The 18,524-nt window shown below is 59.1% G+C and carries 17 protein-coding genes; 7 read left to right on the top strand and 10 right to left on the bottom strand.

What is annotated here, in order from left to right; all coding sequences use genetic code 11:
* Nucleotides 1–52: 52 nt before the first annotated feature.
* The 7 genes from dusB to hflX all read left to right on the top strand — a co-directional run bounded on the left by dusB (nucleotide 53) and on the right by hflX (nucleotide 9,275).
* The gene (gene dusB / locus GRI41_RS05560) at nucleotides 53–1,069 is read left to right on the top strand and encodes a tRNA dihydrouridine synthase DusB (RefSeq protein WP_160603754.1); all 1,017 of its coding nucleotides are present in this window, start codon (nucleotides 53–55) and stop codon (nucleotides 1,067–1,069) included.
* Nucleotides 1,070–1,071: 2 nt separating this feature from the next.
* The gene (locus tag GRI41_RS05555; protein ID WP_160603753.1) at nucleotides 1,072–2,139 is read left to right on the top strand and encodes a two-component system sensor histidine kinase NtrB; all 1,068 of its coding nucleotides are present in this window, start codon (nucleotides 1,072–1,074) and stop codon (nucleotides 2,137–2,139) included.
* A gap of 9 nt (nucleotides 2,140–2,148) precedes the next feature.
* Nucleotides 2,149–3,555, top strand: coding sequence for a sigma 54-interacting transcriptional regulator (locus GRI41_RS05550; RefSeq protein WP_160603752.1), 1,407 nt, complete (start codon nucleotides 2,149–2,151; stop codon nucleotides 3,553–3,555).
* An 80-nt stretch (nucleotides 3,556–3,635) separates the two neighbouring features.
* Nucleotides 3,636–5,849 carry a sensor histidine kinase gene (locus GRI41_RS05545; protein WP_160603751.1) on the top strand — a complete coding sequence of 738 codons (2,214 nt, stop codon included), beginning with the start codon at nucleotides 3,636–3,638 and terminating at the stop codon, nucleotides 5,847–5,849.
* A gap of 40 nt (nucleotides 5,850–5,889) precedes the next feature.
* A complete protein-coding gene (gene ntrX, locus GRI41_RS05540) occupies nucleotides 5,890–7,275 on the top strand; it encodes a nitrogen assimilation response regulator NtrX (RefSeq protein ID WP_160603750.1) in 1,386 nt (461 codons plus the stop codon).
* Nucleotides 7,276–7,416: 141 nt separating this feature from the next.
* The gene (gene hfq, locus GRI41_RS05535) at nucleotides 7,417–7,956 is read left to right on the top strand and encodes an RNA chaperone Hfq (protein ID WP_160603749.1); all 540 of its coding nucleotides are present in this window, start codon (nucleotides 7,417–7,419) and stop codon (nucleotides 7,954–7,956) included.
* Between the two features lie 17 nt (nucleotides 7,957–7,973).
* Nucleotides 7,974–9,275: a GTPase HflX gene (hflX, locus tag GRI41_RS05530; protein ID WP_160603748.1), complete on the top strand. Its 1,302-nt coding sequence runs from the start codon at nucleotides 7,974–7,976 to the stop codon at nucleotides 9,273–9,275.
* Here hflX and mazG read toward each other — a convergent pair.
* The 10 genes from mazG to GRI41_RS05485 all read right to left on the bottom strand — a co-directional run bounded on the left by mazG (nucleotide 9,272) and on the right by GRI41_RS05485 (nucleotide 18,414).
* A complete protein-coding gene (gene mazG / locus GRI41_RS05525) occupies nucleotides 9,272–10,030 on the bottom strand; it encodes a nucleoside triphosphate pyrophosphohydrolase (protein WP_160603747.1) in 759 nt (252 codons plus the stop codon). The genes hflX and mazG overlap by 4 nt on opposite strands.
* Before the next feature lie 77 nt (nucleotides 10,031–10,107).
* Nucleotides 10,108–10,278, bottom strand: coding sequence for a hypothetical protein (locus GRI41_RS14230; RefSeq protein WP_202388664.1), 171 nt, complete (start codon nucleotides 10,276–10,278; stop codon nucleotides 10,108–10,110).
* Complete coding sequence (locus GRI41_RS05520) at nucleotides 10,275–11,042, bottom strand: MBL fold metallo-hydrolase (protein ID WP_160603746.1); 768 nt, start codon at nucleotides 11,040–11,042, stop codon at nucleotides 10,275–10,277. Before GRI41_RS05520 ends, GRI41_RS14230 begins: the two co-directional genes overlap by 4 nt.
* On the bottom strand, nucleotides 11,039–11,818 hold the full coding sequence (locus GRI41_RS05515; protein WP_160603745.1) for a TatD family hydrolase: 780 nt from the start codon (nucleotides 11,816–11,818) through the stop codon (nucleotides 11,039–11,041). Before GRI41_RS05515 ends, GRI41_RS05520 begins: the two co-directional genes overlap by 4 nt.
* The gene (gene metG, locus GRI41_RS05510; RefSeq protein ID WP_160603744.1) at nucleotides 11,818–13,380 is read right to left on the bottom strand and encodes a methionine--tRNA ligase; all 1,563 of its coding nucleotides are present in this window, start codon (nucleotides 13,378–13,380) and stop codon (nucleotides 11,818–11,820) included. The genes GRI41_RS05515 and metG overlap by 1 nt, the downstream gene beginning before the upstream one ends.
* Nucleotides 13,373–14,335: a DNA polymerase III subunit delta' gene (locus GRI41_RS05505; RefSeq protein ID WP_160603743.1), complete on the bottom strand. Its 963-nt coding sequence runs from the start codon at nucleotides 14,333–14,335 to the stop codon at nucleotides 13,373–13,375. The genes metG and GRI41_RS05505 overlap by 8 nt, the downstream gene beginning before the upstream one ends.
* A complete protein-coding gene (gene tmk, locus GRI41_RS05500) occupies nucleotides 14,332–14,970 on the bottom strand; it encodes a dTMP kinase (RefSeq protein WP_160604641.1) in 639 nt (212 codons plus the stop codon). The genes GRI41_RS05505 and tmk overlap by 4 nt, the downstream gene beginning before the upstream one ends.
* Nucleotides 14,967–16,118 carry a D-alanyl-D-alanine carboxypeptidase family protein gene (locus tag GRI41_RS05495; protein ID WP_328600517.1) on the bottom strand — a complete coding sequence of 384 codons (1,152 nt, stop codon included), beginning with the start codon at nucleotides 16,116–16,118 and terminating at the stop codon, nucleotides 14,967–14,969. Before GRI41_RS05495 ends, tmk begins: the two co-directional genes overlap by 4 nt.
* A gap of 33 nt (nucleotides 16,119–16,151) precedes the next feature.
* Nucleotides 16,152–17,345: an SPOR domain-containing protein gene (locus tag GRI41_RS05490; RefSeq protein ID WP_160603741.1), complete on the bottom strand. Its 1,194-nt coding sequence runs from the start codon at nucleotides 17,343–17,345 to the stop codon at nucleotides 16,152–16,154.
* A gap of 49 nt (nucleotides 17,346–17,394) precedes the next feature.
* On the bottom strand, nucleotides 17,395–18,414 hold the full coding sequence (locus tag GRI41_RS05485; RefSeq protein WP_160603740.1) for a lytic murein transglycosylase: 1,020 nt from the start codon (nucleotides 18,412–18,414) through the stop codon (nucleotides 17,395–17,397).
* Nucleotides 18,415–18,524 lie beyond the last annotated feature (110 nt).

Raw genomic sequence — 18,524 nt, 5'->3', positions numbered from 1 at the left:
ACCGGTTGCTGCAATGCACTATGCGCTGCCCAAAATTTAGGCACATCTTTCAATGACTGTTCTTCCCACCCCACCCAAACTCGGCCCGATCATGGTTGGCGATGTCGCGATCCCCAGTCCGGTCGTACTCGCGCCGATGACCGGGGTAACCGATTTGCCGTTTCGCAAGCTGGTGCGCCGTTATGGTTCGGGCCTCAACGTTACCGAAATGATCGCGAGCCAAGCGGCCATTCGCGAAACCCGCCAGTCGATCCAAAAGGCCGCCTGGGACGCGAGCGAAGAGCCGGTGTCGATGCAATTGGTCGGCTGCGATCCGGTTTCGATGGGAGAAGCCGCAAAACTGAACGAAGATCGCGGCGCTGCGATCATCGATATCAATTTCGGCTGCCCCGTGCGCAAGGTCACCAACGGCATGGCCGGCTCTGCGCTGATGCGCGAAGTGCCGCTTGCCACAAAGCTGATGGAAGAAACGGTCAAAGCCGTTTCGGTGCCGGTCACGGTTAAAATGCGGATGGGCTGGGATCATGCCAGTCTCAACGCGCCAGAGCTCGCGCGGATCGCAGAGGATCTGGGCGTGAAAATGATCACGGTCCACGGCCGCACGCGTAACCAGATGTATAAAGGCTCTGCCGATTGGTCCTTTATCCGCAAGGTCAAGGACGCGGTCTCGATCCCGGTTATCGTCAATGGTGATGTTTGCGGGATAGAGGATGCCGCGGCGGCGCTGGAACAATCGGGCGCGGACGGCGTGATGATCGGGCGCGGCGCCTATGGCAAGCCTTGGCTGCTCGGTCAGGTGATGCACTGGCTGCAAACCGGAGAGTCGATCCCAAGTCCCAGTTTTGACGAACAATATGAAGTTCTGGTCGAACATTACAAAGGCATGCTGGACCATTACGGCCGCGATGTCGGGAGCAAAGTCGCGCGCAAGCATCTGGGGTGGTATACCAAAGGCATGCACGGTTCTGCGGAATTCCGGAACCATGTGAACTTTATCGACGATCCGGAGCAGGTCCTGGGCGAGCTTGAACGGTTCTACACGCCGTTCATGAACCGCCGCGCTGCCTGAAAATGGCCCAGCAACGACCCGATGCGAAGGCCCAGATCGCGGGATTTATCTTTGCGCTGCTGCTGATCGATGAAGACCGAGTGATTGCAGAGGCAAACCACGCGGCGGAGGACATGCTGGGCCGCAGTGCTAAACGGCTTGTCGGCGCAAAATTGTCCGATGTGATCGATCTTGCCGAAAGCGGTGTCGAGCAAAAGCTGAGCGACGATAGCGCGCAATTGGTCGCGCGCGGCATTTCGGTTTCGATCAATGATCGATCGCTTCAGATCAATCTCACCGCCTCCCCATTGCCGTCGCACCCGGGATGGCGTGTGCTGACATTTTCCGATGTGGGCGATGATGCGATCGACGGTCGGGGAGACGGCTCATCTTCGCTCAAGGCCCCGGCAATTCTTGCGCATGAGATCAAGAACCCCCTCGCCGCGATCCGCGGGGCTGGGCAGCTGATCGCGCGCAAACTGGATGAGAAAGATCGCGGGCTTACCTCGATGATTGCAGAGGAAGTTGCCCGGATCGCCGGGCTGATCGACCGGATGCAGGAACTGGGAAGCCAGACCGCAGAGCCGTTGGAGCCGGTCAATCTGCACCATTCGATCCGCAATGCGATGGCAAGCGTCAAAGCTGCTGCTGAAGGGCGAGCGGAATTGCAGGAAGAATTCGATCCGTCATTGCCCGATGTGTTGGCCAATGCTGCATCGCTTGAACAAATCTTGATTAATTTGCTGACCAATGCGGTTGATGCTTGCGCGGATTCTGACGAGCCGACCGTCACCGTCCGGACACGGTTCGTAAGCGGGTTGGGGCCCAATGTGTTTCGCCTGGGCCGGTCGGTGCGCTTGCCGGTGGAAATTTCGGTCATCGACAACGGCCCCGGGCTTGATCCCGAACTGGGCGACCAGATTTTCGAACCCTTCGTGACTTCCAAAAAGAGCGGGCAAGGGTTGGGCCTGGCATTGGTCAAGAAGCTGGCCCGCGATCTGGGCGGACGCATCAGCCACAAACGCGATGAGGCCGCAGGCAAGACAAGTTTTCGGCTGCATTTGGCGCTTGCCGACAAGGAAGCAAGGTAGGAACCAGATATGAGCCGGATACTCTTGGTTGAAGATGACAGCGCGATCGCAACCGTGGTCACCGCTGCGCTGGAGGAAGAAGGCTTCGACGTGACCGGTTGCGCCAGCATCGCAGAGCGCGACCGGGCGCTGGGCCAACACAGCTTCGCCGCAATGCTGACCGACATCATGCTGAGCGATGGCGACGGTATTGAGAGCCTGCCAGCGGTTCAAAAGAACCACGCCGCGATGCCGATCATTATCCTTTCGGCGCAGAACACGCTCGACACCGCTATCCGCGCGACGGAAACCGGTGCGTTCGAATATTTCCCCAAACCGTTTGATCTGGAAGAACTGGTCAGGGCTGTCTCGCAAGCTGTCGCCTCAAATGTAGGCGAAGCCGCCGACACAAGCGACGCTGCGGGCAGCTTGCCATTGGTGGGGCGCAGCCAGGCGATGCAGGGCGTCTATCGGATGATCACCCGCGTTCTGCACAATGATCTGACGGTACTGGTCCTGGGTGAATCGGGCACAGGTAAAGAGCTTGTCGCAGAGGCTATTCACGAGCTGGGGCATCGCAAGACCGGGCCGTTTGTCGCGGTGAACGCCGCTGCAATCCCTTCCGAATTGATCGAAAGCGAATTGTTCGGCCATGAGAAAGGGGCCTTCACCGGCGCAGTCGCCCAAACGATCGGCAAATTCGAACAGGCCAATGGCGGGACCCTGTTTCTCGACGAGATCGGGGACATGCCGATTGAAGCGCAGACGCGCCTGCTGCGCACTTTGCAATCGGGCAGGATCCGCCGTGTCGGCGGACGGCAGGAGATTGCAATCGATGTGCGCATTGTTGCCGCCACCAACCGGGATTTGAAACCGATGATCGCGGCGGGATCGTTCCGCGAGGACTTGTTTTACCGCCTGAACGTCGTGCCGATCCAGCTGCCGCCGCTGCGCGATCGCCGCGATGATATCGAAGCACTTGCAACGCATTTTCTGAAGCTCGCCACCAAAGAAGGCCTGCCGCTTCGCCAGATCAACAGCGCCGCGCTGAAGCTGCTCAAACAGCAAGATTGGCCGGGGAACGTGCGCGAATTGCGCAACACAATTTACCGGCTGATTGTTCTGGCGCGCGACGAAGTGATCGATCAGGCTGGCGTTTCCGAAGTGTTGAGCGAGGCGATGCCGGCGCGCAACCAGCAGACCGGAGTAGGGATTACGGCGGTCGTGCAGAGATGGCTCGAAGCAGAGAACCCGCCCGCCGGTACTGTGTACCATTCGGCGCAGGCGGCTTTCGAAAAACCGCTGTTTGAGTGGGCGCTGCGGCAAACCTCGGGGAACCAGCTGCGGGCAGCAAAATTGCTCGGGATCAATCGCAACACTTTGCGTAAACGCATTGTCGATTTGGCCATCGAGCCGGAAATGTTTGCCGGAAACTGAGGGCGCTGGGCGCTGGCGCGCCTCGCTTGGTCGAAAAAGTTCTTGCATAATTGCAACACTGGCGTTGTACCGTTGCAACGATGGACAGTGCCTCGCTGACGATACCTCGCAAGAGCCCGAGATGGTGGCGGCGTTTTGTCGTGACGTCGCGTCGCGCGAATTTCTTTCTGGTGTTGGAAATTGTTTGCGCGCTGGCGGTGATCGCCATGGGCGTAACCACCTATCTGGCATTTGCGAATGCGCCGCCTGACGGGCGGTTGTTGCCTTCGGGCCAGATCGCGACGCTTCTGATCGGGTCGCTCATTCCCTCGATGGGTTTGCTGGTGCTGTTCGGGAGGCGCATGGCGATCCGCCGCGCTGCCGGTAGCACGGCGCGATTGCACACGCGCCTGGTGTTTTTCTTCTCGGTCGTGGCCGCAGTGCCGACTTTGCTGGTGGCCGCATTTGCTGCTGTCTTGTTCCAATCTGGCGTCGATTTCTGGTTCTCCGACAATTCGCGCGGATTGATGCAGAACGCCAACGAGCTTGCCGAGGGATATTACGAGCAGAACCAGCTGGAGGTGGGCAACGAGACCATCACTATGGCCAACGATCTGCGCGAATATCTTAAGGTCGCGAGCATTTCCGATTCCGATTTTATCGACTTTTACAATCTGCAAATGCAGGGCCGCCAGCTGAATGAATCGACCATTCTGCAGCGCGTTTCCGACGGCACTTTGCGCACCGCGATCACGATGGATCTGCGACAAGGCAATGTTCCTGATGAATTCGTCTCTACCGTGCTGGACCGGCTCGATGCAGGCGAAGCGGTTGCCATCAACGCCAATCAGGAACGGATCGAGGCGGTTACCCCGATTGATGCGGAAAGCGGGGTTTACCTTTACAATGCGCGCAATTCCGAAGCGTTGCCATTCAGTCAATGGGAACGCGCCAAGTCGGTATCCGACGCGTATGATGTTCTCACAAGCCGGGCGAGGGCGCTGCAATTGCGATTCAATCTCGCGCTGTTTTTCGTCTCGCTTGCGCTTGTCGGTCTGGCGGTCTGGTTCGCATTGCGATTTGCCGATCGGCAGGTCGAGCCGCTGACCGATCTGGTTGCCGCGGCGCGCAAAGTTGGCGCGGGCAATTTCGCGCTGAGGCTGGAAGGCAGAACCGGCGCGGACGAGATCGGTATGCTCAACCGCGCTTTCAACCGGATGACTGCGCAGATCGAGAAGCAGACCGATGATCTTGTCGGCGCGAACGAACAGCTCGACCAGCGCAGGGTGTTCATGCAGACGCTGCTCGAATCCACCTCTGCCGGAATTATCTCGATCGATAATGACGGGCGCATTCTGCTGATGAACAGTACCGCGCAGCACGTCTTGCTGGGCGATGAGACCGAAGATCCCGCCGGTTCTCCGCTGGCAGAGCTGTCGCCGCAAATTTCGGCGCTGGTGGATGCCAATCTGGCAAGCGGGATTGTCAGCTACAACAAGGAAGGCGAGCTTTTGACGCTGGCGGTCAAGCTGACCGAAACCGGCCTGAGCAAAGTGATCACTTTCGAGGACATTACCCGCCAACTGCTCGACCAAAGACAAGCCGCATGGTCCGATGTAGCGCGCCGTATTGCGCACGAGATCAAGAACCCGCTTACCCCGATCCAACTCGCGACCGAGCGCTTGAAACGGCGCTACCGCCGCCAGATTGAAACCGATGGCGAGCTGTTTGACGATTTGACCGATACAATTGTCCGGCAGGTTGGCGAGCTGCGCACGATGGTCGATGAATTCTCGTCCTTTGCGCGCCTACCAAAGCCTGTTTTCAGAAAAGAGGACGCAATCGATCTGGTCCGGCAAGCCATGTTCCTGCAAGAGGTTGCCCATCCGCAAGTTGATTTCGCATTCTCCTGCGATGCGGAGCCACCCTTGATGATGGCCAGCGATCGCCATCAGGTGGGGCAGGCGATGACCAATGTCCTCAAGAACGGTGTCGAAGCTGTCGAGGCAAAAGCACAAGCATCAGAACCCGACTATCGCGGCAAGATTGCCGTCGATGTTTCGGCCAATGATGACAGCGTGATCGTGACCGTCACCGACAATGGAATCGGGCTGCCCAAAGATAGCGACAACATTGTCGAACCCTATGTCACCACGCGTGACAAAGGCACCGGCCTGGGCCTCGCGATCGTCAACAAGATTGTCGAAGAACATGGCGGCGAAATGACCTTTGCCGCAGCCGCGAACGGCGGAACCCGCGTGACGCTGCGCTTTGCCCGCGATCCGATCCAATCGGTTGGCGAGAATCCGCAATGACGCACATCAAACTCATTCATTCTGGAAATGGAGCGACGCCATGGCGTTAGATATCCTTGTAGTCGACGATGAACGCGATATCCGCGACCTGGTCTCGGGCGTCCTGAGCGATGAAGGTTATGAATGCCGCACCGCTGGCGATAGCACTGCGGCGCTGGCAGCAATCGACGAACGCAGGCCAAGCCTGGTCTTGCTCGATGTCTGGCTTCACGGCAGCCCGATGGACGGGCTCGAAGTGCTCGACGCGATCAAGCAGCGCGAACCCGAACTGCCGGTCATCATCTTCTCGGGCCATGGCAATATCGATACAGCCGTGGCCGCCGTCAGCCGCGGAGCGATGGACTTCATCGAAAAACCATTCGAGGCCGAACGCCTCTTGCTGCTCGTAGGCCGCGCAACCGAAACCGAGCGACTGCGCCGCGAGAATGACCGGCTGCGTAAGGGATTTTCGCGCGGGGAAGAATTTACCGGCAACTCCACCGCTATCAATCAAGTGCGCGCGACACTGAAGCGCGTCGCGGGTACAGGCAGCCGGGTACTGATCACCGGTCCGGCGGGTGCGGGCAAGGAAGTCGCCGCACGTTTGCTGCACAGTTGGAGCGCGCGGGCGCAGAACGCTTTCGTGATTGTGAACTCCGCACGCATCACGCCCGAGCGGTTCGAACAGGAGCTGTTTGGCGAAGAATCGAACGGCAAGCTGGTACGTCCCGGGCTGCTGGAAATGGCCGATGCCGGCACGCTCTATCTCGATGAAGTGGCGGATATGCCGCTCTCGACACAGGCACGTATCCTGCGCGTTCTCACCGAACAAAGCTTTGTCAGGGTAGGGGGCGTTCGCCAGATCGGCGTGGATGTGCGCGTTGTTTCATCGACCGCGCGCGAATTGCAGAGCGAAATGGATGAGAAACGCTTTCGCGAGGATTTGTTCTACAGGCTGAACGTGGTGCCGGTGACCATTCCTTCGCTGGCCGAACGGCGAGACGACATCCCGGCGCTGGCCGAACATTTCTTCACGCGCCATGCCGCCGAACAAGGCATTCCCGCGCCGACGCTTTCCGAAGAAGCTTTGGCCGCGCTGCAGTCTTACGATTGGCCGGGCAATGTCCGGCAGCTGCGCAATGTGGTGGAACGGACGATTATCCTGACCCCGCGCGATGAAATCGGGACAATCGAACCTGCGATGCTTCCCAGCGAAGTTACCGGCGGCAAGCTGGGCGGGGGAGGCGGCATTGCCGCGCTGATGGGTGTACCGCTGCGCGAGGCGCGTGAGACCTTTGAACGCGAATATCTCAGCATTCAGATACGCAGATTTTCGGGCAACATTTCCAAAACCGCAAGTTTCATCGGGATGGAACGTTCCGCTTTGCACCGCAAGCTGAAACTATTGGGAATGGGTGACCGGAAAAGCGAAGCATCCAAAACATAGCTATTCTTGCAATTTACGATTTTTCCCTTTGTAAGTTCGATTGACCGCTTATATCTTTAAGCGATTGTTCGACGCGCTGCCGGTTTCCGCGGGCGTCAGACTGCGGCTTGTGTTGGTGAGCCGCCAATAACGGAGAAAATCATGCCCGAAACCCGAACTTTGTCCGCGCGCCCGCCCGCCGAAAAGACGCCCGCGAAGCGCTCTGGTAAGCAGCCGAATTTGCAAGACGCGTTCCTGAACCTTCTGCGTAAAGAGAAGATTCCGGTAACGATGTTCCTTGTCAAAGGCGTGAAATTGCAGGGAATTATTACCTGGTTCGACAATTTCTCGATTCTGCTGCGGCGCGATGGCCAGACCCAGCTGGTGTACAAACACGCTGTGTCCACGATCATGCCGGGCCAACCGATGGATGCCGGGCAGTTCGAAAGCAAGGAAAGCAACGGCAAGCAGCGCCTGTTGCAGGATGTGTTCCTCGGCAATGTCAGCGATGCGGGCGTTCCGGTGACAATGTTCCTGGTGAATGGCGTTATGTTGCAAGGCGCGATCGCTGCCTATGACCTGTTCTGCATGCTGCTGGAACGCGATGGCTTTGTCCAATTGGCCTATAAGCACGCGGTTTCGACGATTCAGCCCGACTCGCATGTTGACCTGTCGGGCGAATGGGAAAGCGAAGAAGACTGAGTTTCGACGATGATCTAATGGGCGAAGTGTCGCGCGGTGCGCGCGCTGTCGTCGTGTGCCCGGATATCCGCGGGCAGGGCTATGATCTCGATGCGGAATCGCGTCTGGAGGAAGCTTGCGGGCTTGCCTTGGCAATCGGGATCGAAGTGGTCCATTCGGTGGTCATTCCGGTTCGCAATGTCCGTCCGAACACTCTGTTCGGTGCCGGTCAGGTCGAAAATATTGCAACCACCTGCAATCTCGAAGAAGCGGAACTTGTCGTGGTCGACGGCGCATTGTCGCCGATCCAGCAGCGCAATCTAGAGGAAAAGCTCAAGCGCAAGGTAATCGACCGGACCGGCTTGATCCTTGAAATCTTTGGCGAGCGCGCGGCAACGGCAGAGGGGCGCTTGCAGGTAGAGCTAGCCCATCTCGACTATCAGCAAAGCCGCTTGGTGCGCAGCTGGACCCACCTCGAGCGCCAGCGTGGTGGTTTCGGCTTCCTTGGCGGCCCGGGCGAAACGCAGATCGAGGCGGACAGGCGGATGATCCGCCAGCGCATGGGCCGATTGCGCAAAGAGCTGGAGCAGGTGCGCAAAACACGCGCGCTGCACCGGCAGCGGCGGGGAAGGGCGCCCTGGCCCGTCATTGCCTTGGTCGGATACACCAATGCCGGCAAATCCACCCTGTTCAACCGGCTCACCGGCGCGGAGGTCATGGCCGAAGACCTGCTCTTCGCAACCCTCGATCCGACAATGCGTGCGATACGATTGCCCGGGGTTGAAAAGGCCATTCTGTCGGACACGGTGGGATTCATCTCTGACTTGCCGACACAGCTGGTCGCCGCATTTCGCGCGACTTTGGAAGAGGTTACTGCGGCTGATGTGATCGTGCATGTGCGCGATATGGCCAATCCCAGCGCCGCCGCGCAGAAAAGCCAGGTTCTGGGTGTGCTGACCGATCTTGGTGTGATCGACGGTGAAGATGGAGCACCGCAGATCCCGATTGTCGAAGCCTGGAACAAATGGGATCTGCTGGGTGAAGATAAGCGTGAGGAACTGGCGGAACTGGCCGCGGCCGATGACACGATTCTGCCAATTTCGGCGATTGCGGGCACTGGTCTGGACGAATTTGTCGAGGCGCTTGATGGCTTGCTGACATCCGGCGCGCGCGAGCATCATATCGTTCTGCCTGCGGGGGAGGGGCACAAGATCGCCTGGCTCCACGCGCACGGCAATGTCTTGGCCGAGGAAGAAGCTGGCGAGGGTGAAGACGGCCCGCTTCGCGCAATCAATGTCAGGCTGACAGAGAAAGAGCTGGGCCGGTTCGAAAGCCTTTAAGGCTTTTCCTCCTGCTTCACCGCCTGCCATAGCGATTCTTGCTGATCGATCGAGAGATCGGCAAACTTCCCGTCCGCGCGCGCTTCCATTGCACGAAAACGTCTTTCAAACTTGCGATTGGCGCTGCGCAGCGCATCCTCTGGGGCAATTCCGTATGCGCGGACCAAATTAACCGCTGCAAACAGCAGATCGCCGGCTTCCTCGACCTTCTCCTGATCAGATTTCGCTTCGGCCAATTCTGCGGTCTCTTCGGCGAGCTTTTCTGCCGGTCCGTCCACATCGGGCCAGTCAAATCCGGTTCTGGCGGCGCGTTTTTGAAGTTTTTCAGCACGGAGCAGGGCAGGCAGAGCGCCCGCTACCCCGTCCATCGCGCTTGTCGCGCCCTTCTCTTCGCGTTCCGCCGCCTTGAGAGCTTCCCAGCGCGTTTCGCCCATGGTCCCGCTTTCGTCGCCGAAAATATGCGGATGGCGGGCTTCCATCTTGTCGCTGATAGCGCGTGCGACATCGTCAAAGGCGAACAGATCGGATTCTTCAGCGATGCGGGCATGGAAAACGACCTGCAGCAGCAAGTCACCCAATTCCTCGCGCAATTCGCCCATGGCGCCGCGATCGATTGCATCAGCGACTTCGTAGGCTTCCTCAATTGTGTATGGCGCGATGGTTTCGAACGATTGGGCGAGATCCCAATCACATCCGCCATCCGGATCGCGCAATGTGGCCATGATGCGGAGGAGGCGGCTGAGTTGATCGGTCATAGATGGATTGATGTAAGAATGATAATATATATTATGTAAAATAAAAGATAGCTGGATCGAGGCCTCTATTGGCCCCTCTAGACGTTCACGGCGTTGATAAACAGCGTGACCGCGGTGAAAATCGCCGCCCACATCAGCGCGTAGACAATGCTGCGCTTCCAGCTCAGCCGATATCCGGCCAGGCATCCGGCTGCCAAGGCAAGCGCGCCGAACGCCCAGATGATATGGATCCATTCAAACTCGCTCATGCTGTAATCTCCAGACCGTCAAAACCCACGACCACATTGTTGGGTACCTCAGCGGCCAAGGTGGCATAATCCATCGATTTGTCGAGATGACTGAGTACGGTGGTTCCGGCCTTGCAACGCCTTCCCAGTTCCAGCGCCATTTCCAGATTGGCATGCGTTGGATGCGGATCGCGCCGCAAACAATCGGTCACGAGAATGTCCGTCTCGTCCAGCAGATCAAGCATATCATCGGTTATCGCACTGAAATCAGTGGCATAGGATATGGATTTGCCATCCGCATCGAACCGGAAAGCGGTGGATTCGGTCGGCCCGTGCGGCATTTGGCACCATTCCACACCGAACCCGGCGCACATCCGCATTCGGTCCAGAGTATCGAGCTTCACAATCGTCGGATAGCCGTGTTGGCCGGCAAAAACATAGTCGAAGCGCTGCCTGAGCCGCCGAACGGTTTCTTGTGAGGCGTACCCGGGAATGGCGTCTTTGCGGCCATAGCGCAGCACCCGCAGATCATCGATCCCGTGGCAGTGATCGGCATGGTCGTGAGTCCAGAAGACCCCGTCTATACGGTCGATACCGTTGGTTAGAAATTGCTGCCGCATATCGGTGGAAGTATCGATAACCAAACGGTTTCCGGCATCAGATTCGACCAGAATCGACACCCGCGTCCGGCGGTTTTTGGGTTCTGCGGGGTCGCAGCTGCCCCAGTCATTGCCAATCCTCGGTACACCGGTGGAGGTGCCGGAGCCGAGCATGATCAGCTTCATGCGGCCGCGGCCTTGGAAAACAGGCGGAAGAAGTTGGCCGTGGTGGTTTCGGACAGCTCCTCCAGGCTAACGCCGCGAAGCTGCGAAACGAATTCTGCCGTGTTGCGAACAAAGGCAGGTTCGCAGGATTTTCCTCTATGGGGGACCGGCGCAAGGAACGGACTGTCGGTTTCCACCAAAATGCGATCTTGCGGCAATTCGGCTGCAATTTCCTGCAGTTCCTTGGCGTTCTTGAATGTCACAATGCCCGAGAGCGAGATTGTGAGCCCCAGATCCAGAACCTTTTTGCCAAATTGCGAAGAGGCGGTGAAACAATGGATCAGAGCGGGAAATGCCCCCTTCCCCAGCTCGTCCTCGAGGATTTCCGCGGTATCATCCTCTGCATCGCGCGTGTGAATGATCACCGGCAATCCGGTTTCGCGCGCCACGGTGATATGCCTGCGGAACAATTCCTGCTGAACTGCCCGATCCGATTTGTCGTAATAATAATCGAGCCCGGTCTCGCCGATGGCGATGACCTTGGGGTGTTTCACTGCCTCGCGCAGAATATCAATGTCCAGATCGGCATGCTCGTCTGCGTGGTGCGGATGGATGCCGACGCTGGCCCAGACGTCGTTTTCGCGCGCGGCCGTGGCAACCACCTGATCCCATTCGGCCAGCTTGGTCGAGATATTCAGAAAGCCGCGAATGCCGGCCTCGCGCGCACGGCCCAAAACGCCGTCCTGGTCCTCGATCAACCCTTCATATTCGAGGTGGCAATGGCTATCGATCAGCATCAGGCAGCCTCCTGCGCAGGCATTTCAAGGCGCGGGAAAACGCCCTGCGGTTTGTCGAGCGGTACGCCGGTTTCCACGCGGCGATCAAACCATCCGGAATCGTCCAGCGCTGCGTAATCGCGCTCATTCGCCGGAACGCCCAATTGATCGAGCAAGGCATCGCATGCCGTCGGGACGACGGGCCGCATGGCAATGGCAAGATCGCGCACGACGACAAAGATCGTCTGGAGCACGATTTTCATCCGCTCCGGATCCGTCTTTTTAAGAGCCCAGGGCGCTTGTTCGTCAACATATTGGTTGCAGGCATAGACCGCCTTTACCCAGGCTTCGATCCCGATCGAGAAATTGAGCGCTGCGAATTCCCGCGGCAATTCAGTGCGGCAGGCGTTCGCGACGGTTGCGATCAGCTCGTCATCGACCGGCAGAGTATCGAATTGCTCCAGCTTGCCATCCATATTCTTGAAAATCATCGACAGACTGCGCTGCGCCAGATTGCCGAAACTGTTGGCCAGCTCTGCATTGACGCGGGTGACGATTGCCTCTTCGGAATAGCTGCCATCCTGCCCGAACGCGACTTCGCGCATCAGAAAATAGCGCAGATTATCGACCCCGAATTTCTCCGCAAGTTCAATCGGATCGGTCACATTGCCGAGCGATTTGGATTCCTTTTGCCCGCGATTGAGCAGGAAACCATGGCCGAAAACCTGCTTGGGCAACGGCAAATTGGCGCTCATCAGGAAGGCCGGCCAGTAAATCGTGTGAAACCGCACGATATCCTTGCCGATCAGGTGCAAATCGGCGGGCCAGAATGTCGCCATATCGCCGTCCATATCGGGATAGCCCAGACCGGTCAGATAGTTGGTCAGCGCATCGACCCAGACATACATCACATGGCCGTCGCTGCCCGGGACTTTGACCCCCCAATCGAAACTGGTGCGCGAGATCGAGAGATCGCGCAGCCCGCCTTCGACAAACGCAATCATTTCGTTCCGGCGGCTGTCAGGTTGCAGGAATCCCGGCGTTTCCTTGAACAGTTTCAGCAACTTGTCCTGGTATTTTGACAGGCGGAAGAACCAGCTTTCCTCAACCGTCCATTCTACCGGTGTGCCTTGCGGTGACAGTTTCTCACCGCCCTCGCCCTCGACCAGTTCTTTCTCGTCGTAATAGGCTTCGTCACGGACGGAATACCAACCTTCATAGCGGTCGAGATAGAGGTCGCCATTGGCCTCCATCGCTTGCCAGATCGCTTGGCTGGCGGCGTGGTGATCTTCCTCTACGGTGCGGATGAAGCGGTCATAGCTGACGCCCAGCGCATCGCACATATCCTGAAAATAACCGGACATTTCATCGGCCAGTTCGCGCGCTGTCTTGCCTTGCTCTTCGGCTTTGCGCGCCATTTTCAGCCCGTGTTCGTCAGTCCCCGTCTGGAAACGGACATTGCGCCCTTGCGCGCGCTGGAATCGGGCGATCACGTCCGCCGCAATCGCTTCATATGCATGGCCGATATGCGGGCGCCCGTTGGGATAGCTGATCGCGGTGGTTATGTAATATGGGTCAGACATTGGCCCGCTCCCTAAGCGGGGCAGCCGAGGCTAGCAAGGTTCCAATTTCGGCCACCAGAAGCCCGGCATCGAAATTGTAAGTCGGGGCCTGTCCGGTCAGCGTGACCAATTCGGCATGCGCTTCGACAATCGCCGGATAGCTTGTGCGGTCGGCGCTATCTAAAGCGTTGGCGAGGACAGAGCGCGACAGGTCCAGCGTCGCCTGTATCCGCTCCCGATTGGGGCGCGCGCCAAGTGTCTGCGCCAATTGTCCGCGAAGCTCGAAATCGGGGTCACCCTGTTCAAGGATGCGCTGCATCAGGGAGTAAAGCGCGCCCAGATCACGCTCCACGAAATCGAGCGCCGCTCCGGGCGAACCGTTTGCGGCAATAATCGCTGCGCGCTGCGTAGCCGGATCAGCATCTGCCGCTTTCTCGTTGAGCAATTTTGCCAATTCACCATCGGGAATGGTCGGAAAACGCAGAATCCGGCAGCGCGAACGAATGGTCGGCAGCAAACGCGCGGGGCGGTGGGTCACCAGCAGAAAATACGTCCCGGCGGGCGGTTCCTCCAGGCTTTTGAGCAAGGCGTTGGATGCGCCCTTCTCCAGATCGTCTGACGGATCGATAATGATCGCCCGGCGCGATCCCAATGTGGGCCGGGTTGTGAGGCGCTGCTGCACCGCCCTGATCTGGCTGACCGCGATGTTGCGCTTGGTCTCGTAGGGTTTGCCCTCGACGCGCTTTTTCTCTTCCTTGTCGTCCTTGGGCAGGCGGTCGAGCACGATGATATCGGGATGGCCCCCCTCTGGCTGCGAAATCCCCGGCTCGGCGACCAGTTCGCGCGCGGCCTGGAGCGCGAAATGCATTTTCCCAAGTCCGCGTTTCCCCGCCAGCATCCATGCGTGGTGCATCCGCTCGCCGGTGCAGGCGTCGCGCCATTGTTTCCACGGTTCATCATGGCCGAGCATGGTCATTGGGTGCCGCCCAAAAATGGTTTGAGCGCCGCCAATATTCTTTCATGCACAGCCAGCGCTGTCCCTTCCCCGTCAATCACCACAAACCGGTCGGGCTCTGCTTCGGCCATTTTCAGGAAAGTTTCGGCGACTTTCTGATGATAGGCCGCCTCGCGCCCGCCGATGGCATCGGACGTGCCTCCATCGCGCTTGGCCAGACGTTCCGCGATCAATTCCGGCGGTACCGAGATCAGGAATGTGACATCCGGCCTCAAACCGCCGCTACCAATAGCATGCAGGCCCAGAACGGCATCATCGCCGATACCGCCTGCTCCGCCCTGATAGGCGCGGCTCGAATCGAGGTAACGATCAGTGATCACCCATGCGCCGCGATCGAGCGCAGGGCGGATCAGCTTTTCGACATGATCGGATCGCGCCGCGGCAAAAAGCAAAGCCTCCGCTCTCGCCCCCCATCCGTCACCCGGCGGATCGAGCAATAGCGAACGGATCGCCTCTGCGCCGGGCGTTCCACCCGGTTCGCGGGTCAGAACGACATCCGCTCCAGCAGATTGGAGTGAGTTTGACAGCAAGCGCGCCTGGGTGGACTTTCCCGTCCCCTCCCCGCCTTCGAATGCGATGAACTTGCCCGCCATCAGCCGACCCAGTTCGAAAAAGCGTTTGCAATGCGCTGAAGCGGGCTGGCCACGCTCACACTTTCTGCCGCGACAAGCGGGACGCGCGCGGGCGGCATGCCGGCAACCTCGATTTGCAACTCGGCAACCACTTCACCTGCGGCAATCGGCGCTTGCAGCGGCCCTTCATAGCGGATGCTGAGCTTCAGATCGGGGTTGGCCTCCACCGGTATGGCGACTTTGATAGTGTTTGCAGCTGCAAGCGGAACCGCGCCGCGCATACCATTCTGCACGCGCGCGTGCCCAACGGGCGCTTTGCGTTCGAACAGCGTTTGCCGGTCAAACTTGGCAAAGCCCCATTCCATAAGCTCTCTTGCAGCCACAGCGCGTTGTTGCTCTGTCTCGAGCGCGCCAAGTACCATTATCAGGCGCGTACCGTCGCGCTGTGCGCTGCCTAGAAAACCGTGCCCTGCCTGACTGGTAAATCCGGTTTTGATGCCATCTGCACCTTCCACCACGCCCGTAATCGGATCATGGTTTGCCTGCGCAAAACCATTATGGCGCAGGCCTTCTTTTCCGAAATAGCGGGCGTAAAGCTGCGGATGATCACGGACCAGCGCGCGAGCCAGTTTGGCCAGATCGCGCGCCGAGGTGAATGTTTTGCCCCCGTCGGGCCAGCCATTGGGCGTGCCGAAATGGCTATCGTGCATTTCAAGCGCGCGCGCGGTTTCGTTCATCCGCGCGACCCAGTTCTCGATACTACCCAGCGCGCCTTCGGCCAGAACCACGCTCGCATCATTGGCAGACACCGACGTAATTCCCTGCAGCAACAGATCGACCGGAACCTCTTCGCCGGGCTCGAGGAACATTGTCGAGCCGGTCCGGTACCAATCCTCTGCCGCGCTTTCGCTCAGGGCGAAGTTCTGCTCTGTGGTGAGTTCGCCCCTTTTGATCAGTTCGAACGCGACATAGGCGCTCATCACCTTGGTAATCGATGCCGGGATGAAGCGGTGTTCGGCCCCGCGCGCATAAAGCGTTTGGCCCGATTGCACGTCAACCAGCAGGGCAATTGGCGCGTGTGCCGTGATAGCATCGGGCTCGGACTCGCAGGCGCTCGACGCTGTCGAAGCCAGCACCGCAAATGCCGCCAAACTTTGAAGTAGTCGCTTCACCAAGCCTCCCGCCGCCGGGCGGGAGCCGACGCGTTATCCCGCAGTAAATACCCGCGCGTCGTTATAGCCTGCTGCGCGAACCTTTGCGAGCGCCGCTTCGGCCTGTCCACGATTGGAAAACGGCCCGGTGCGAACGCGGAAGAAACGGCCCGATTTCTCGATGAAGCCATCAAGCGAATTGGCCGCGCGTTCGGCATTGGCTTTGCTGGAGAATGCCGCCGCCTGAATCACGAATTTTCCTTGAGTGGAGGCCGTGATTGGGCGGGCCTGCGCCGCTTCCGGTGCAGGTCGCGGTGTAGCGCGAGGCGCTGCTTGTGCAACCGGTGCCGGTGCCCGTGCAATCGTAACGGGCGCGCGCGTGGCTGTTGCAGGGGTGCGGGCCACATTGGTGCCGCCTACCGAGGCAGAAGCAACACGCGCGGCTGTGCCCAGCGGCATCAGCGGATAGTTGGTGTTGGCCGTGCGATCCACGTTGAAGGCTTTGTCAAAACTTGCTTGCCGGGGCGCAGGAGCAGGCGCCGCCGCAACGCGCGCTGGCTGTGCGGTTGGTGCAGGACGCGGGGCTGCGCGCGGCGTTGCCACAGCTGGCAATTCGCGCGGGGTTGCGGCTGCTACGGCGGCCGACGCTGCTGCCTGGGGCGCAGAAGACGGGGCCTCTGCCGGGCGCGGTGCCGGAACGCGCTGCGCCGATGCGAGGCTGACCGATCCGGTTTCCGGCAGCTTCTTGGCCAGAATAGCCAACAGCGATTTGGGTGTTTCCATCCGCAAGGGCGCGGCATTGCCGCTGCGCAGGCTTGCACGGTCGGATTCGGGTGGATTGACGCGGCGCAAACGCACCGCACCACCGTCTTGCACGCCCAGTTGCTGGCTGGCGCCCGGCGACAAGCCAACCACGCGGCTGCCCGTCATCGGCCCGCGGCGGTCAACCCGTGCAAGGATCGTTGTGCCCGTCGCGAGCGAGGTGATCTCGACATAGCTTGGCAGCGGGAGCGTTTTATGCGCGACCGAAATTGCAGCTCCACCTTCCCCGTCTACCGTCGCATAACCCACTTGATCGTGGTTCATCGTGTCGAGCGGGGTGTAGAGCTTTCCGTCAACGGTGTACGGTTCGCCAAGAACAACCGGATAGTCCGCCGAAGCATCATTTGCGGCTGTTACCGCCGGGCTATCTGCAGCGGATGCAATCGGTGCTATGTCATTTCCGCCGCGTCCACAGGACGCCAGCATAACCGCCAGGCCCAAGGCACAAGCAGGCGCTAGGAAACGCGTTCGAACATCAGTTGGCAATCTCATCTGCAAGCAATCCCACACTCATTGCGTAGTAATTCGAGCAGTTATATTCGAGGATAACCCTATAATTTGCGGTTAAGAGCCATGCATTTTTTCCCGGCCCGTCGGGCTGGAAGAAGGATGCCATCACGTCATCGGCCAGATATTTGTGCGGGCGGACGCCCAATTCGCGCCATTCTGCAACGGTCTTCCACTGGCTGTGACGTTCATGCACGCGCGGGCATACGGGCGCGACGATCTTGTTCTCGATGGCTCTGCGGTCGAGATCAGCCGGAACCGTTGCGCGCACGCCCCACGGTTGGCCGCTGCGCCAGCCCGCATCCTGGAAATAGCGGGCAATCGACGCCAGCGTGTCGGCGCGATTGTTGAAAATATCAGCTCTGCCATCGCCGTCCCCGTCGGTCGCCAGCCGCAGATAGACGCTGGGCAGGAATTGCGGATTGCCAAAGGCACCCGCCCAGCTGCCGACCAGATCAGAGCGCGAATAGCCACGGTCGGCCACTTTCAGCAGCGCGATCCATTCGCTTTCGAACAGATCGCGGCGGCGCCCCTCCCATGCGAGCGTCGCGAGAGAGCGGGAGAGATCGAAATTGCCCTTATAGCCGCCATAATTGGTTTCGTGCCCCCAGATCGCCATCAGGATCTCTGCGGGAACGCCATATTGCTGTTCAATCCGGCGATTGATGCTGCGGGTTGCGTTGTACATTGATCGCCCGCGGCTGATCCGCGTCGGGTTAACATGAGTATCGATATAGGGGGCAAGCGCGGGGTAGCCTGTTCGTGTTGGCGAGCCAGGCTGGCCGCGATCAAGCTCGATAACCCGCTGGTTGGGCGTCAGCCCCACAGTCATGCGATCAATGGTGCGTTCGCTCACGCCTTCCGCCCTCGCCTTTGCAATCATCAATTGCAGATAGGCGTCGAACGAGATGTCTTGCGATTTGGCAGGCGCAATCGGTGACATCACCAGAATCGCCGCTGCGACGAGGAATATTGGACGAAAGATCATTCTGCCATTCGTGTCATAATCGACCTTAATCGCAAGTGCACAGCGACAAGCAGGTGTGAAAAACTGCCGGAACGATGCGCGGTTGACGAATTCCAATCGCGGACCGTGAA

The organism is Pontixanthobacter aquaemixtae (assembly GCF_009827395.1).
Taxonomy (GTDB): Bacteria; Pseudomonadota; Alphaproteobacteria; order Sphingomonadales; family Sphingomonadaceae; genus Pontixanthobacter; species Pontixanthobacter aquaemixtae.
Note: the sequence above shows the minus strand (reverse complement) of the source record. Positions and strands in the feature narration are given on the sequence as shown.

Bases quoted from the DNA above. Each gene is read 5' to 3' on its own strand.
- hflX (WP_160603748.1), top strand. From the start codon at position 7,974: ATGGGCGAAGTGTCGCGCGGTGCGCGCGCTGTCGTCGTGTGCCCGGAT.
- ntrX (WP_160603750.1), top strand. From the start codon at position 5,890: ATGGCGTTAGATATCCTTGTAGTCGACGATGAACGCGATATCCGCGAC.
- GRI41_RS05550 (WP_160603752.1), top strand. From the start codon at position 2,149: ATGAGCCGGATACTCTTGGTTGAAGATGACAGCGCGATCGCAACCGTG.
- GRI41_RS14230 (WP_202388664.1), bottom strand. From the start codon at position 10,278: ATGAGCGAGTTTGAATGGATCCATATCATCTGGGCGTTCGGCGCGCTT.
- dusB (WP_160603754.1), top strand. From the start codon at position 53: ATGACTGTTCTTCCCACCCCACCCAAACTCGGCCCGATCATGGTTGGC.
- GRI41_RS05555 (WP_160603753.1), top strand. From the start codon at position 1,072: ATGGCCCAGCAACGACCCGATGCGAAGGCCCAGATCGCGGGATTTATC.
- GRI41_RS05505 (WP_160603743.1), bottom strand. From the start codon at position 14,335: ATGACCATGCTCGGCCATGATGAACCGTGGAAACAATGGCGCGACGCC.
- GRI41_RS05545 (WP_160603751.1), top strand. From the start codon at position 3,636: ATGGACAGTGCCTCGCTGACGATACCTCGCAAGAGCCCGAGATGGTGG.
- GRI41_RS05485 (WP_160603740.1), bottom strand. From the start codon at position 18,414: ATGATCTTTCGTCCAATATTCCTCGTCGCAGCGGCGATTCTGGTGATG.
- hfq (WP_160603749.1), top strand. From the start codon at position 7,417: ATGCCCGAAACCCGAACTTTGTCCGCGCGCCCGCCCGCCGAAAAGACG.
- mazG (WP_160603747.1), bottom strand. From the start codon at position 10,030: ATGACCGATCAACTCAGCCGCCTCCTCCGCATCATGGCCACATTGCGC.
- metG (WP_160603744.1), bottom strand. From the start codon at position 13,380: ATGTCTGACCCATATTACATAACCACCGCGATCAGCTATCCCAACGGG.
- GRI41_RS05515 (WP_160603745.1), bottom strand. From the start codon at position 11,818: ATGCTGATCGATAGCCATTGCCACCTCGAATATGAAGGGTTGATCGAG.
- GRI41_RS05490 (WP_160603741.1), bottom strand. From the start codon at position 17,345: ATGCTGGCGTCCTGTGGACGCGGCGGAAATGACATAGCACCGATTGCA.
- GRI41_RS05520 (WP_160603746.1), bottom strand. From the start codon at position 11,042: ATGAAGCTGATCATGCTCGGCTCCGGCACCTCCACCGGTGTACCGAGG.